Source organism: Streptococcus oricebi, from assembly GCF_017883985.1.
Classification (GTDB): Bacteria; Bacillota; Bacilli; order Lactobacillales; family Streptococcaceae; genus Streptococcus; species Streptococcus oricebi.
This window is the reverse complement of sequence record NZ_PRDG01000004.1, coordinates 187,253-203,035: the sequence shown is the minus strand read 5'-3', so window position 1 is coordinate 203,035 and position 15,783 is coordinate 187,253. Positions and strand designations below refer to the sequence as shown.

General features: G+C 46.9%; 8 protein-coding genes and 1 pseudogene. All 9 read left to right on the top strand.

The genetic code is table 11. The features are described 5' to 3' along the window. Positions 1 to 183: 183 nt before the first annotated feature. Positions 184 to 1,386, top strand: coding sequence for an argininosuccinate synthase (locus tag C4K46_RS07660; protein WP_209628305.1), 1,203 nt, complete (start codon positions 184 to 186; stop codon positions 1,384 to 1,386). Between the two features lie 9 nt (positions 1,387 to 1,395). Further along, complete coding sequence (gene argH / locus C4K46_RS07655) at positions 1,396 to 2,787, top strand: argininosuccinate lyase (protein WP_209628304.1); 1,392 nt, start codon at positions 1,396 to 1,398, stop codon at positions 2,785 to 2,787. 112 nt (positions 2,788 to 2,899) lie between these two features. Beyond that, positions 2,900 to 3,022: pseudogene (locus C4K46_RS10565) on the top strand (IS30 family transposase); the annotation flags it as partial. A 155-nt stretch (positions 3,023 to 3,177) separates the two neighbouring features. Then, on the top strand, positions 3,178 to 3,543 hold the full coding sequence (gene rnpA, locus C4K46_RS07650) for a ribonuclease P protein component (RefSeq protein WP_209628303.1): 366 nt from the start codon (positions 3,178 to 3,180) through the stop codon (positions 3,541 to 3,543). Beyond that, a complete protein-coding gene (locus tag C4K46_RS07645; protein ID WP_209628302.1) occupies positions 3,527 to 4,345 on the top strand; it encodes a YidC/Oxa1 family membrane protein insertase in 819 nt (272 codons plus the stop codon). Before rnpA ends, C4K46_RS07645 begins: the two co-directional genes overlap by 17 nt. A gap of 15 nt (positions 4,346 to 4,360) precedes the next feature. Next, a complete protein-coding gene (gene jag, locus C4K46_RS07640; RefSeq protein WP_209628301.1) occupies positions 4,361 to 5,389 on the top strand; it encodes an RNA-binding cell elongation regulator Jag/EloR in 1,029 nt (342 codons plus the stop codon). 136 nt (positions 5,390 to 5,525) lie between these two features. Then, positions 5,526 to 6,158, top strand: a complete 633-nt coding sequence (locus C4K46_RS07635) for a ribonuclease P (protein ID WP_209628400.1) — start codon at positions 5,526 to 5,528, stop codon at positions 6,156 to 6,158. A 233-nt stretch (positions 6,159 to 6,391) separates the two neighbouring features. Beyond that, a complete protein-coding gene (locus C4K46_RS07630) occupies positions 6,392 to 11,890 on the top strand; it encodes a CshA/CshB family fibrillar adhesin-related protein (protein WP_209628300.1) in 5,499 nt (1,832 codons plus the stop codon). Between the two features lie 446 nt (positions 11,891 to 12,336). Then, the coding region (locus tag C4K46_RS07625) for a CshA/CshB family fibrillar adhesin-related protein (RefSeq protein ID WP_209628299.1) at positions 12,337 to 15,783 on the top strand (3,447 nt) is incomplete at its 3' end.

The following is a 15,783-nucleotide window of genomic DNA, read 5'->3' as shown; positions in this document are numbered from 1 at the left end:
AGTTTTCCTCTTGAGGAGGACCTGGGTCCCCTCTTTTTTATTTTTAGGGGCTAATTTACTATATTTGCATAATAATCTATCTCTTTTGAAAATTTTAGAAATATCAGGAAAAACCTTGACATTTGTTATTTCATACAGTAGAATGTATAAAAATAAATAAGGAAGAAAGATTGAGGTGCTTGCATGGTAAAAGAAAAAATGATTTTGGCTTATTCAGGCGGTTTGGATACTTCTGTGGCGATTGCCTGGCTGAAAAAAGATTACGATGTAGTAGCGGTTTGTCTGGACCTTGGAGAAGGCAAGGACTTGGACTTCATTCATGATAAGGCGCTCCAGGTTGGGGCTGTCGAATCCTATGTCATTGATGTGAAAGAAGAGTTCGCCCGAGATTATGTTCTCATTTCCCTGCAAGGCCATACCATGTATGAGCAAAAATACCCCTTGGTATCCGCCCTCAGTCGTCCCTTGATTTCTAAAAAATTGGTCGAGCTGGCCCACAAAACCGGGGCTAGCACTATTGCCCATGGCTGTACAGGAAAGGGCAATGACCAGGTCCGTTTTGAAGTGGCCATCGCTTCTTTAGACCCCAATATCAAGGTGGTTGCCCCCGTTCGGGAGTGGCAGTGGTCGCGTGAAGAGGAAATCCGTTATGCCAAGGAAAATGGAGTCCCCATTCCAGCAGACCTGGATAGTCCCTACTCGGTCGATCAGAATCTCTGGGGCCGGGCCAATGAATGCGGAATTTTAGAGGACCCTTGGAATGAGGCACCAGAAGATGCCTTTGGTATTACGGTCAGTCCAGAAGCTGCTCCCGATAGTCCCCAATATATCGAAATTGACTTTGAGGCTGGGGTGCCGGTTACCCTAAATGGGGAGCGCTTGAGTCTGGCTAGTCTGATTGAGGCGGTTAATGACCTAGCTGCTAAGCACGGTATCGGTCGGATTGATCATGTAGAAAATCGTCTGGTTGGTATCAAGTCGCGGGAGGTTTATGAGTGTCCTGGTGCGCTGACCTTGCTTGCGGCCCACAAGGAAATCGAAGATTTGACCCAGGTAAGGGAACTGGCTCATTTTAAGCCGATTATTGAAAATGAGCTATCCAACCTGATTTATAATGGTCTCTGGTTTAATCCGGCGACCCAGGCCTTGATTGCCTATTTGAAGGAGACCCAAAAAGTGGTGAATGGTCGGGCTCGCGTCAAGCTCTACAAGGGTCAGGCCCAGGTGGTGGCTCGTAAGTCTGACAATTCCCTTTACAATGAAGATTTGGCTACCTATACCAGTGCTGACACCTTCGAGCAGGAGGCGGCTCTTGGCTTTATCAAACTTTGGGGGCTCCCTTCCAAGGTGGCAGCAGAGGTTCAGGCTCAGTTTAAGCAGGATTAAGGAGGCCCTATGGCAAATCAAAAATTATGGGGGGGACGTTTTGAGGCAGCCCTCGAGGATTGGGTGGAAGAATTTGGAGCCAGTATCAGCTTTGATTATCGCCTGGCCCCCTATGACTTAAAGGGGAGTCTAGCACATGTTCAAATGCTGGGAGCCCAAGGGATTCTTGCGCCAGACGAGGCAGAAAAGATCAAGACAGGCCTTGAGGAACTACTGGCCCAGTATGAGGCGGGTCAACTAGAATTTGATGTCAATCACGAAGATATTCACATGAATCTAGAGGCCCTCTTGACCCAAAAAATCGGTCCTGTGGCTGGAAAACTGCATACGGCTCGTTCCCGTAACGACCAGGTGGCTACCGATATGCACCTCTATCTTAAGGAGGAGTTGGGGCAAATCCTAGAAAAAATCAAGCGCCTGCGCCAGGTTCTCTTAGCGGTGGCCGAGGAGAATGTAGAGACCATTATGCCGGGCTATACCCATCTCCAGCATGCCCAGCCCATTAGCTTTGCCCACCATCTCCTGGCCTATTACCAGATGTTCAAGCGGGACTTTGAACGGATGTCCTTTAACTTGAAGCATACGGACTTGTCTCCTTTAGGGGCGGCAGCCCTGGCTGGGACGACCTTTCCTATTGACCGGGAGTTGTCGGCAGAGCTCATGGGCTTTGCCGACCTCTATCATAATTCGCTGGACGCTGTTAGTGACCGGGATTTTATCCTAGAATTTTTGGCTAATAGTAGCATGCTGATCATGCACCTGTCTCGCCTTTGTGAGGAGCTGATTAACTGGTGTAGCCACGAGTACGGTTTTGTCAGCCTGTCGGACACCTTTAGTACCGGCTCTTCCATCATGCCGCAGAAGAAAAACCCGGATATGGCTGAATTGATTCGGGGCAAGACCGGCCGGGTCTACGGCCACCTCTTTAGCCTTTTGACGGTCATGAAGTCCTTACCTCTGGCTTATAATAAGGATTTGCAGGAGGACAAGGAGGGCATGTTTGATACGGTGACCACCATCAAAACCTCTCTTGATATTATGGCTGGTATGTTGGCTAGTATGACTGTTCAAAAAGAGAGGATGTTGGCAGCCAGCCAGAAGGATTTTTCCAATGCGACAGAACTGGCTGATTATCTGGCCAAGAAAGGCCTGCCTTTTAGGGCGGCCCATGAATTGGTCGGTAGTCTGGTCTTGGAATGTAGCAAACAAGGGATTTACTTGCAGGATGTAAGCCTAGAGCGCTACCAAGAATTGTCTGACTTGATTGGGCCCGACATTTATCAGGCCCTGGAATCCGCGACTGCGGTAGAAAAGAGAAATTCTCTGGGGGGGACTGGCTTTGAGCAAATCAGTCTAGAGCTCGAACGGGCCAAGCGAGAACTTCAAGAAGATGAAAAATAGAAAGGTGACAGAGACCTGCCAGCCGTAGTTGGCCATAGACAGACAGTTAAAAGCCAGATAAAAAGCCAAGGTTCGCTAGGTCTTGGCTTTTAGCTTGAAGCCTTGGAGTAGCTCAGATTTGGCTGCTATTAGCGAGGAAGATTTAGCAGATGCCTTATATGCAATCAATAGTCGACCACGAAAATGTCTTGGGTACAAAACAGCTTTAGAGGCACTTTTAGATGAGGTTGAATAAAAGTTGCACTTTTTCTTGCAATTTATCATATAAAAAAGGGTACTCCTCCAGGGTGCCTTTTTATATAGGAATTTGGTCTGGATAATCCTTGCCCTTATTGGCTTTTTTCAAAATTATGGTATAATAGAGATAATTTTGGTAGATGGAGTTGAGTTTTGAAGAAAAGCTATCGCGTCAAGAGCGAAAAAGATTTTAATGCGATTTTTAAAAGGGGACAGAATTTTGCCAATAAAAAATTTGTCATCTATAAGCTAGAAAAAGGGGAACAAAGGCATTTTCGAGTCGGTCTTTCGGTCAGTAAGAAACTGGGAAATGCTGTTGTTCGCAATCGAATTAAGCGTCTGATTCGCCATGTTCTTCTGGCCCATAAGGCCAGCCTAGAGCAGGAGCTTGACTTTGTTGTTATTGCCCGCAAAGGAGTTGAGAGCTTGGACTACCAGGGCCTTGAAAAAAATTTACTCCATGTACTAAAAGTAGCAAAAATCTATCAGGAAGGTCTTATTTGTGAAACAAAAAAGTAAACTAGTGGGATTGCTAGCCCTTTCCTCACTAGTCCTAACGGCTTGTGGGACCAGTCAGGTAACAGAAAAGTCGCCCGATTTATGGGAGAAATTCGTCTATTTCTTCGCTGAAATGATTCGTTTCTTGTCCTTCAATATCAGTATAGGACTAGGGATTATCCTTTTTACCCTGCTGATTCGGACAGTACTTCTGCCGGTCTTTCAGTATCAGATGAACTCGACCAGAAAGATGCAGGAGGCCCAGCCCCTCATCAACGCTTTGAAAGATAAATATCCCGGTCGAGACTTGGAGAGTCGCAATCGTCTGGCTGAGGAGACCCAGCGGGTCTATCAGGAACTGGGAGTCCGGCCCCTTGCTTCGGTCATGCTTCCGCTTCTGGTCCAGATGCCCGTCCTCATAGCCCTCTATCAGGCCTTGACCAGGGTGGACTTTTTAAGAACAGGCCACTTTCTCTGGCTCAATCTAGCTGAGAAAGATCCCTACTTTATCCTACCGATTCTGGCGGCTGTCTTTACCTTCCTCAGTAGCTGGTTGAGCAGTAAGGCCATGCCTGAGCGGACCGGCATGACCCAGGCCATGTCCTTTGTTTTGCCAATTATGATTTTCATTTTTGCCTTGAATGTAGCTAGTGGGGTCGCTCTTTACTGGGTGGTATCCAATGCTTATCAAGTCTTTCAAACCCTAATCCTCAGCAATCCCTTTAAGATTATTGCTGAGCGGGAAGCTAAGTTAGCGGCCGAGCGGGAATTGGAAGAAAAGAAAAAACGTGCCTTTAAGAAGGCCCGGAAAAAGAAGAAATAAGGAGGAATCTTGCAAATGGTAGTATTTACTGGAGCAAGTGTGGAGGAAGCTATTCAAAATGGCTTAAATAAATTAGAAATTCCGCGGATGAAGGCCCATATTACGGTCATCTCCCGGGAAAAGAAAGGTTTTCTAGGGCTTTTTGGTAAGAAACCGGCCCAGGTGGATATTGAGCCGATCAATGAAACAACCATGATGAAGGCCAACCAAAAGGCTGTCAAGGGGGTTCCTCAAGCCATCAATGAACAAAATGAACCGGTCAAAAGTGTCAGTGAGGCCACTGTGGACTTGGGCAAGGTTGTGGCAGCTATCAAAAAGGTAGAAGATGGTGGAGAGGAAATCTCCGAAGAGGTCAAGGCTGAAATTCTTAAAAATGAAAAGGAAGCCAGCACGATTTTGGAAGAGACTGGAACTATCCAACTTCTCAAGGAGGACAGACCAGTAGAGGATGAGCAGTCCCCAACTACTAGTGAGAGCAAGGTTATTGACTTTCCAAGCTCCAGCAAGCAGCTCCCAGAGGACCAGGAGCCTGCTGGGTCAGGTCAAACCTTTGCTGATTTAGGGATTGAAGTAGAAGAAAGCTACCAAATCGATGAAGTGGTGGAGCATGTTCGTGACTATGTGCAAAAGGTTGTGGATGAGATGGATGTGGAGGCTAGCATTAGTAGCAGCTATAACCGTCGGACTATCAATATGCAAATCGATACCAATGAGCCAGGGCGCGTGATTGGCTACCATGGTAAGGTCCTAAAGGCCCTGCAACTGCTAGCTCAAAACTATCTCTACAATCAGTATGCCAAGAGTTTCTACATCTCTATCAATGTAAACGATTATGTAGAGCACCGGGCAGAGGTCCTACAAAGTTATGCGCAAAAATTGGCCAATCGGGTCTTGGAATATAGACGCAGCCAAAGGACAGATCCTATGAGTAACAATGAACGCAAGATTATTCACCGGATTATTTCCCGCATGGAGGGAGTTACCAGCTATTCAGAAGGCGACGAACCCAACCGCTATGTGGTTGTAGATATTGACCGCGAATAAGAAGGGACTGGGCCAAAAGGCCCGTCTGAAAAGGTCAGGCGAAAAGCCTAAGAGCCTGGTCCATTTACAATAGACTTGAGAGGTTTGAGACTTTTGTTTCGGCCTCTTTCGTCTATCAAAAGAGAAAGGAAGCATGATGACAATTTTACCGGCTATTGAGGCCTATCTGGCTCAGCAGGGAACCAAGTATCTGGCGCCAGCCAAGGCTGGTCCAGAGGAGGCCCTAATGGTGGATTTGAAAAGGCAGGGACAGGCTGCTCGCCAGGAATTTACCAGCTTGGCTCGCTTGGTGCAGGAGCATTTACCGAATTTGAGCTTGGAGCGGACCAGCAACTGGATGAACCAGGCTCAAATCTTGCGGCCGCATTTTTGGGCCTATCTCAAGGGTTTTGGAGATTTAAGCGAGCCCATGTTTGCCCTACGTTTGTATGGAGACACGACTGACTTTGGGGTTTCGGTCGAGGTGAGTTTTATCGAGCGCAAAAAAGATGAGCAGAGCCTAATCAAGCAGAATCGGATCTTAAATCAGCCCTTGACTGACCCGCTCTATTATCTTGCCCAGATTGAGGGAGAAAGTCAGGTTCTGGAAGGGACTGAGGCCAATCGCCAACTCTTACAAAAAGGGGTCAAAGAAGGCAAGGTCCGCAAGGTCTTGGTCAAGTATAATGTGGCTCAGAGTCAGGCCGATTCTCTGGAAGACTTGGCAGAAAGACTAGCTCAGGCCCTCAAGGCCCTGGTTCCTTATTATGAATTGACCAGAGATTTTTAAAATAAATGTTTGTTATAGATGAAAAATCTTATTTTTCGTCTATTTTTTATGGGCTATTGGTTGACTTTACTCGCTATTCCACTTATAATAGACTCAGACAGTAGGTGGCTAGGTCTTACTTATCTATCTATTTTCACATGCTATATGGGAGATATGGCATGCTAGCTTATTTGTTGAAATAAGTTATTTTTTAATGCCCAAAAAAGAAGAAAAATATTTTAGGAGGATACCTTATGTTTTGGAAGAAAGCCAAACAGGTTCAAGAGCAGAAACGGGAAAAAGTAACCCGTTATTCCATCAGAAAATACAGCTTTGGTGCTGCCTCAGTTGCAGTAGCCATGGGCTTTTTCGCTGTGGGAGCTCCGGTACAAGCAGACGCAGTAAGTGAGCAGGATGTAATTGATTCAGCCAAGGAGGTCAAGGAGCCGGAGCTCGCTAGCCAGACCTCTAGTCAGCAAGAGCCTGTAAATTCTCAAGTTGGCCTAGAAGATGCTAAAAATCTCTACCAAGCTCCAGCTGCTGAAAAAGTAGAGCCAGCCAAGGCTGATACAGACAGTCAAGCAGGACTAGTAGAGGTTCAAAACTCAGAACCTAGCAAGGAAGTTCTTCCTGTCAAGGAAAAGCCTGTTAGCTATCCGGCTAGTCCAGTTGAAAAGCCTAAGACAGCAGCTATGCCTCGTTCTGCCAAGGAAGGTCAAGCTATACCGACCGGAACTGGATTTAGGGCGGATGCCAGCCAAGACTTGGATGTCAATGGACCAGGGATTGAAGATGCGACAGAGACACCAAAGGTTGAGAAGCCTAAGCAAACAAATGACCGTTCAGCAGAGCAGTTGAATAAGCAAATTTCATGGCTAGATTTTGGTGATACAACTGCTTGGACAGGGCTAGGAAATGATAGGGAATTGAAAGTAGGGGCTACCTACAAAAAAGTAATTTCACCTGATTATGAAGTTACCCTAACTGTTAAATCATTAAAGCCATTCCAGGCAACCGATGTCTATAAAAAGAGGGTTGAGGGAACAGATAAGGCAGGGACTTACGATTCTGATGCTAAAAATAGTTTTTTACATTTCGATGGAAAAAATTCTAACGACGAAGCATTTTTTAAAGCATTTAAACAAAACCAATGGGCAAAAATTAAAGATTCAGGTTTCTCAACGGGTGAAAAGGAAACCGTTATTCGGACAACTGTTGATGGTGCCAATGCCGGTGTTCAATTTACCATCTCTGCAACCTATAAGGGAAAGGCAGTAAAGCCAACCATGGTGGTGGCTGATGGAGAAGAAGCTAGCCCTGGTGAATTGATTAACTATATTACCAATGGTGGAGCCTGGGAGCATATTGGTGAATGGGAAAAGCCAAACGAGCCTTGGCAATATGTTCCACAAGATCCAAATACTATGCTGACGAGTCAGGGTAACGGAACTGAGTTGGCTCAAGATACTCGTTTTAACTGGAAGTATTTCACTAGCAAGGATCAGACAACAGCTGGTCTAGGTACCCAGGTATTTGGTCCGGTGGTCTCTCGTGGGAATACCATTCCTTTGCTTATGACTCGGGGAGCTAGCCAACTGGGTGTCTATGTAACTACAACCGGTCAGCAAGGCTTTATGCTGGGCTTTATGATGACAGATACTGGTGATGCTCCAGAATCCTACGGAAAAGCCTCACATGCGATTAACCAAAAAGCATCAACAGATGATTCATCTATCCAGCAACCCTTTATCGGAACAACTGCTCCAGATCCAGATAACAGTAGTTTAGCTGGTGCTGACTGGACAGCCGATGATACAGATCATGAGGCAGATGAAAAGGTAGAAGATTTACTGCCAGCCGACCAAAAGGGTCAGACCAATGGTTTAATCAAATTAGAGAGAAGCGCCGATGGTAAGTATAGTCTGAAAGTAAAGGCCAACAATAATGGTACTGCTCCAGCCTATCTGCGGGCCTGGGTTGACTTCAACCAAGATGGAAAATTTGATGAAAATGAAGCCTCAGACTTCGTGACAGTTGATAAGGACGGTGAGTATGAGCTAGTCTTTAGCCAGGCTCCAGAAGTTCAAAAAGAAAAAGATGATAAGGCAACTGCTGATTTGGCTACCCGGGTCCGGATTGCCATGGACCAAAACGATATTCAAAATCCAACTGGCCTAGCCTACACCGGTGAAGTTGAAGACTTCCAAAGCCGGATTACCTTCCCACCTGTTGGTCTGACTCAAACAGCCTATGGTGAGAAAAATACATCTGTGACCGCTGATGTGGAATTTGAAGCCTACGGTGAAGAATCCTACAACAAGGGTGTTAAGGCGACAATCAATCAAACAGCTACACCGAAAGTATTTGATAATAGTGGCAATGAAATTCTACCAAATGCAGCAGGTGCTTATGAAACCGAAGACGGCACCTACAAGCTGACCCTTAAGGGAGACAAGGTTGAAGTCACCTTTACTCCTAAAAAAGACTTCGTTGGTCGTGCTAAGGGAATCAATATCCGTCGTGTGGACAGTAATGCTGCTGACACAAATTGGAAGACCAGTGTAGTAGGCAAGCACAATACCAATACTGTCCTTGACAACAATGACGGTCGCTTTGTACCTTATATCTTTGATACCAGTGAGGAAACAACTAGCAATATCCAAGGTTTGGAGCATAGTCGGGACTTGACCTTTACCACACCAGAAGGTAGAGATATGACTCCGTCTGCAACTAACAAGGTTATCTTCTTTGACGCTACAGGTAAGGAAATTACAACTGATACTGTTGATGCCAAAGATGGTGATAAGGTTGTTGGTAGCTATGAGTTAAATCGAGAAATTGGTAAAGTGGTCTTCAAACCAAACAAGGACTACCATGGAACACCAGCTCCGATTACTGCTTACTTGCTTGATGATCAGGGAGATGCGGCACGAGTTATCTATACACCAACAGTTACTCCGGTAAATCCAGTCGGTCAGTCAGCCGAGTCTACTGGTCTACAAGGCAAGATTCAAACAGGTAAGCCAAACTTTGAGCCAGGTGACACACGGATTGCCCTAAGTGATGATCCGGCTAAGTTGGTGGACCCAACTAGCCAAGCGGAAGTAGATGAAGTAATTATTGCTAATCAAGGTAAGTACAGTATTGCCCCTGACGGCACTGTGACTTTCACTCCGCTAGCAGACTTCCATGGTCCTGCAACTGCGATTAAGGTAGTTAAAAAAGACATCAATGGCACCAAGGCTGAAACCACTTATAGCCCAACAGTTACCCAAGTAAGCCCAACTGCAAAAGAAGCGGTATCCGAAGGCAAGCAAGGCCAGCCTCAAACTGGTCAGCCAGAATTCCAGCCAGGTCATCCAGATGTGGCCTTGAGTTCAGACCCAGCCAAGTTAGTGGATTCTAAGACTGGTCAAGAAGTGGATCAGGTGACAATTGATGGCCAAGGAACCTATACAATTGATAGCAAGGGTCTGGTAACCTTTACCCCAGAGAAGACCTTCTTTGGTAAGGCAACTGCTGTTGAAGTGGTTAAAAAAGATATCAATGGTACAAAGGCAAGCACTACCTATACCCCAACCGTAATCAAGGTGACGCCAACTGCACAAGAGGCAGTCTCCACCGGTAAGCAAGGTCGTCCGCAAACCGGGACACCTGTCTTTACACCGGGTGATGATCAGGTGCCATTTGTTGAAGGTGCTAAATTGGTTGACCCAAGCAGCAAGCAACTAGTGGATAAGGTTGTCGTTGATGGTCAAGGAACCTATACGATTGATGACAAGGGTCAAGTAACCTTTACTCCAGAGCCACAATTCAAGGGCAAGGCAAGTGGTGTGACCCTTATCCGCAAGGACGAAAATGGTACGCCAGTCGAAACAACTTATACCCCAACTGTTGAGGAAGTCACTCCAACAGCAACAGCGGCAGTTTCCACTGGGAAGCAAGGAAAAGAGCAGACTGGAACTCCTGTTTTCCAAGCGGGTGATCCAGAAGTGGCCCTAAGCTCAGACCCAGCCAAGCTAGTTGATCCTAAGACAGGTCAAGAAGTAGACGAACTAAGGATTCCAAATCAAGGAACTTACCGGATTAAGGATGGTCAAGTGACCTTCACTCCAGACAAGAGCTACTTTGGCACTGCGACTGCTGTTGAGGTGGTCAAGAAAGACGTCAATGGAACTAAGGTAACGACTACCTATACTCCAACCGTCACTAAAGTCACTCCAACCGGTCAAGATGTCCTTTCAGAAGGCCTACAAGGAGAACTTCAAACCGGTAAGCCAATCTTTAAGGCGGGAGATGAAGAAGTAGCCTTGAGCGACGACCCTGCCCAATTAAAAGACCCTGTAAGCGGCCAGCTTTCTAGCCGAGTAAGCGTTCCAAATGAAGGGGTTTATAGCATTGAGGCTGATGGTACTGTTAGCTTTACTCCAGAGAAAGACTTTGTGGGACAAGCCAAGGGAGTTACAGTGGTTAAGCATGATGTCAACTTGACCCAGGCTGAAGCTACTTACAAACCAAAAGTGTTGTCTGCTAAACCATCTGCCAAGGATGCAGAAACATTTGGCAAGCAAGGTCAGGAACAAAAGGGTGATTTAAGCTTTAGTCCAGGCAAGGTTCTAGTCAATGGTAAGGAAGAAACCATTCCATTTGCAGCAGATGCTTTTGCCTTTCTGGTCAATGGTCAGGCGATTGCGGACAAGACCCTGGCAGCCAAGGATCAAACTGGAAAAGTAGTCGGAAGCTACCAGCTCAATAGTGATGGTACAGTCAGCTTCCAGCCAAATAAAGACTTTATTGGAGACCCTCTAGCAGTCGAAGTTCTTGTTAAGGACAGCAAGGGCAATACAGCCCAAGCCAGCTACCAACCGCATGTGACCGGGGTTGTCCCAAGTGGTCAGTCGGTTGAGTCTATTGGTAAGCAAGGGCAAGTCCAAACTGGAAGTCCAAGCTTTGAAGCGGGAGATCCTTCTGTACCCCTTAGTGCAGACCCAGCAAAATTAAAGGATCCGGTCAGCGGTCAGTTGGTTGATGAAGTAACTATTCCAAATCAAGGAACCTATCGGATTGCGGCTGATGGTCAGGTAAGCTTTACCCCGCTCAAGACCTTTGTTGGTCAGGCCCAAGGGGTGACAGTGGTCAAGACAGATGTCAATGGTAGTCAAGCCCAAGCCACCTACACCCCAACTGTCGAGCCGGTGACTCCAACTGCCAAGCCAGTGACTTCTGTAGGCAAACAAGGTCAGGCCCAAACAGGAACTCCAATCTTTGAGGCAGGAGATCCAGCTGTGGAAATTCTGATTGATGCGGACCACCCAGCCAAATTGATTGATCCAAGGGCTAATCAAGTAACCGATCAGCTAAGCGTAGATGCTCTGGATCAAGATGGTCGAGTGATTGGGACCTATACCCTCAATCCTCTGACTGGTCAGGTTACCTTCCAGCCAAATCCAGACTTTGTCGGCAATCCAAGAGGTGTCCAAGTCTTAGCCCAGGATGCTAATGGCAGTCAAGTGCTTGGACTTTATACTCCTCAAGTCTTGGCTGACCCAAGTCAAGAGCCAAAAGACAGCCCTCAAGAGATGAAGCTTGAGCAAAAAGTAAGTCATACTAGCCCAAGGTCCTATCCAAAGGCGGACGCTAAGAAGCTGCCAGAGACAGGAAGCAGAACAAGCAATCTCTTCCCAGCAGCTAGCCTCCTCTTGATGACTGGTCTAGGCCTCCTTGCTTCTGCTCGTAAGAAAAAGGAAGACTAAAGAAATAAGGTCAGCTCTTAAATGACCCATAAGAAGAACCTCCTCTAGCTCATGCTAGGGGAGGTTTTTTTCCGTTTTTTTGTTGGCTGCCTGGAAGCAGGATTGGGTTCATTTTGTCCGATAGTTGTTGATGAGGTCTTCTGATTTTTGGAGCAAAAGGTCAAATTTCAGGTCTCTTGAAGTCAGTTTTTTCCTTTATTCTCATGCTTTTCAGCTCTTGTTTGATTTTTGGTCAGATTTGTCTATCTTGTATCTTTTTTGAGGTTTTATTTGTTGACTTTCTATGAGAGCCTAACTATAATAAATTTAGTATATAAATAAGCTAATTATTTATAGGAATAGGAGGCCAGAAGGGCTAAATGAGTCTTTGGCTCCCTTTCATTTGACTTCTTTAATCCAAGTTGTTTTTGGGGAAAATAAGGACAAAACTAATAGGAGGATAAACAATGTCTTGGAAAGATAGGAAAAAAGTCAACCAATATAAGCGGGAAAAGGTAACCCGTTATTCGATTAGAAAGTACAGCTTTGGTGCAGCTTCGGTAGCAGTAGCTATCGGCTTTTTTGGGATTGGGCCGGTCGTGCAGGCGGATAGTCTATCAGAGCAGCCAGTTAATGAGCTAGGAGGAGGTCAAGAACAGCTGGACCAGGCTTCAAGGGAGGAAGCTAGTTCTCCACAAGCGGAAGGAATCGCTACCAATCAAGCTTCTGCTTACGGAGCACCGGCAGCGGAGGCTCCCCTTACAGAAGCTCCTAGCTCGGTGGTAGAGGCCACTGATAAGAGCCAACCAGAGCTTGAAAGTCCAGTCACCTCAAAAGAGGTCGCTTCAGCTCAAGTAGAAGCTAGCCAGCCAGAGACAGCAGACCAGGCTACTCCAGCTCCTAAGGAAGAGTCTAGCAAGCCTCAATCAGCCGCCATGCCTCGCCCAAGCCGGCAAGGTCAAGCCCTGACGACTGGGACAGGCTTTCGAGCAGCTCCCAATAAGGACCTGGATGTCAATGGCCCAGGGATTGAAGATGCTAGTGAGCAGCCCAAGGTAGAAAAGCCAGCCCTGACTGAAAATCGTTCCCCTGAGGACTTACAAAAGCAGGTTTCTTGGTTGGACTTTGGCGATAGTAAGGCCTGGACAGGCTTGTCAGCAGATGGGGCCCTACAAGTAGGCTCTACCTATACCAAGGAGCTGACACCCGGCTACATTGTTCACTTAAAGGTCAAATCTCTAAAGCCATTTCAGGCGACTGAGGTTTATAAAAATCGGGTTGCAGGTAGCGGTTATGAAGGAAGCTATAATCCAAATGCAGAAAATCACTATTTAGCAGATAGTCAGGCCAGCAAGGACGGAGAAAGCACAGTCAAGCTCAAGGCCTACAAGCAAAACTATTGGTCTAAGATTAAGGAAGAAGGGTTTGATACAGGTGAGCGCAAAACGGTCATTCGTCCAGAAAAGGACGGAGCCAATGCCGGCGTTCAATTTGAGTTGTCAGCGACCTATAAGGGGGTCAAGATTAAGCCAACTGTGGTCATTGCCGATAGCGAGGAGGCCAGTCCTGGAGAATTTATCACCTACATCACCAATGGAGGTGCCTGGGAGCATGTGGGCGAATGGGCCAAGGGAAAGGTTACCACTCCCTATGTCCCTCAAGATCCCAAGCAGGTCTTTTCAGAAGCTGGAAATGGGGCAGCCCTAGCCGGTGATAAGAGTCTACCCTGGTCTTACTTTACCAGCAAGGATCAGGTAACGGCTGGACTTGGTAGCCAGGTCTTTGGACCAGTCGTTTCTAGGGGCAATACCGTTCCCTTGATTATGACTCATTCTGCTAGCCAGCTGGGAGTCTACATTACGACTTCTGGGCAGCAGGCCTTTATGATGGGCTTTTTAATTGCTGACTTTGGTGATGCACCTGCATCTTATGGAGCGGCTTCTCACGCCATCTCTAAGAAAGACCAGCATACTGGAGAGAAGATTCAGCAGCCCTATCTTGGCGATACTGAGCCGGATATGGACTTTGAGGCAGAGCAGGCTTGGACTGGTGACGATCAAACCACAACAGCAGATGAGGGGATTGATCAGCTCCTGCCTAATGACATGAAGGGCCAGACCAATCAGATTATTAAGCTAGACCGCCACGATGACGGTAGTTTCAGTCTTAAAGTCAAGGCCAGTGCCAGCGGGACCAAGCAGGCTTATTTGCGGGGCTGGGTTGACTTTAATAATAATGGCCGTTTCGATGAAAATGAAGCCTCCGATTTAGTGACCGTAAATGGCCAGGGTGCCTATAGTCTTGTATTCCGCCAGGCTCCAGCCATGATGGATCCATCCTTGGATCATCTGGGAGCCCGCCTGCGGATTGCCATTGATGAGGATGATATTCTCAAGCCTATCGGCCTGGCCTATACGGGTGAGGTTGAGGATTTTCGTGTGCAGATGACCTATCCACCCAAGGGAGGTCGTTTGGAAACCTTGGGCGACAAGGGCCAGACCCAAAGAGGGCTTTTGAGCTTTGAAGCTCAAGGTAAATCTAAGTATGATTACCAGACAGCTGCGAAGATTGATGAAAATCGAGCTCCTCAGATTGTTCTGGCGAATGGTCAGGCTGCTCCTTTAGATAAGGACGGCTATTACACAGTAGCTAATGAAGGGAAGTATAAGGTTACTGGTCAGGGCAAGGACGTTCAAGTAGAGTTTGTTCCAGCTGCTAACTTTGAAGGCCAAGCTCAGGGAATCAGTGTCCGTCGTTTTGATAGCAATGGCGCTTCAACGGCTTGGAAGGATCCTCAGGAACAAGTGGCCCCAATTAGTCAGCAGACTGGCATGATGGACGCTTATTATGCTCCGATTGTTATGGCTCCTCAAAAGATAACAAGCTCAAACCTGCAAGGTTTAGAGCAGGTAAAAGACCTGGATTTTGTAAATGCCAATCAGAAGCTTGAGCCAAGCGCTAGTAATCCAGCCACCTTTGTTGATAGTCAAGGCCAAGTTATCAAGGCAAGAACTCTGGCTGCAACCAAGGATGGCCAGCAAATTGGGGTCTATGAGCTAGAAGCTGAGACTGGTCGAATTCACTTTAAACCAACCAAGGATTTTGTAGGGCAGGTTGACCCGATTAGCCTTCTCTTGCGTAGTCCAGAGGGCAATGCAGCCAAGATTATCTATCAGGCAGAAGTAATTGAGGTCAAACCAAGGGGCCAAGAGGCTCGCAGTCAAGGCCTGCAAGGGCAAAGACAAACAGGACGGCCCCTCTTTCAAGCAGGAGCTAGTCAGGTCCCTCTTAGCCAAGAGCCGATCCAACTCAAGGATCCAAAAACTGGCCAGTTGGTTAGCGAGCTAAGGGTTGAGGGTCAAGGAACCTATCGAGTGGAGACTGATGGGGAAGTCAGCTTTAGTCCTGAAAAGAACTTTATAGGTCAAGCTTCTGGTGTGACTGTCGTTAAGACAGATGTCAACGGTACCCCAGTAGAAGCCACCTACACCCCAAGCGTCGAAGCGGTTAAACCAAGCGCTGAGAATGTAACCTCAAGTGGTAAACAAGGTCAGGTGCAGACAGGAACCCCAGTCTTTAAATCGGGTGATGACTCGGTAGCTCTAAGCGACCAGCCAGCTAAATTGAAAGACCCAGCAAGTGGCGAATTGGTTGAAAACGTAACAATTCCAGGTCAAGGAAGTTACCAAATCAACGACCAAGGTCAAATTACTTTCACCCCCGAAAAGACCTTCACCGGTCAGGCAACCGGAGTAACTGTTGTTAAAACCGATGTCAACGGGACACCAGCTGAGGCGACCTATACTCCAAGTGTTGAAGCTGTTAAACCAAGTGGGGAGAACGTGACCTCAACAGGCAAACAAGGTCAGGTGCAGACAGGAACCCCAGTCTTTAAGTCAGGCGATGACTCAGTT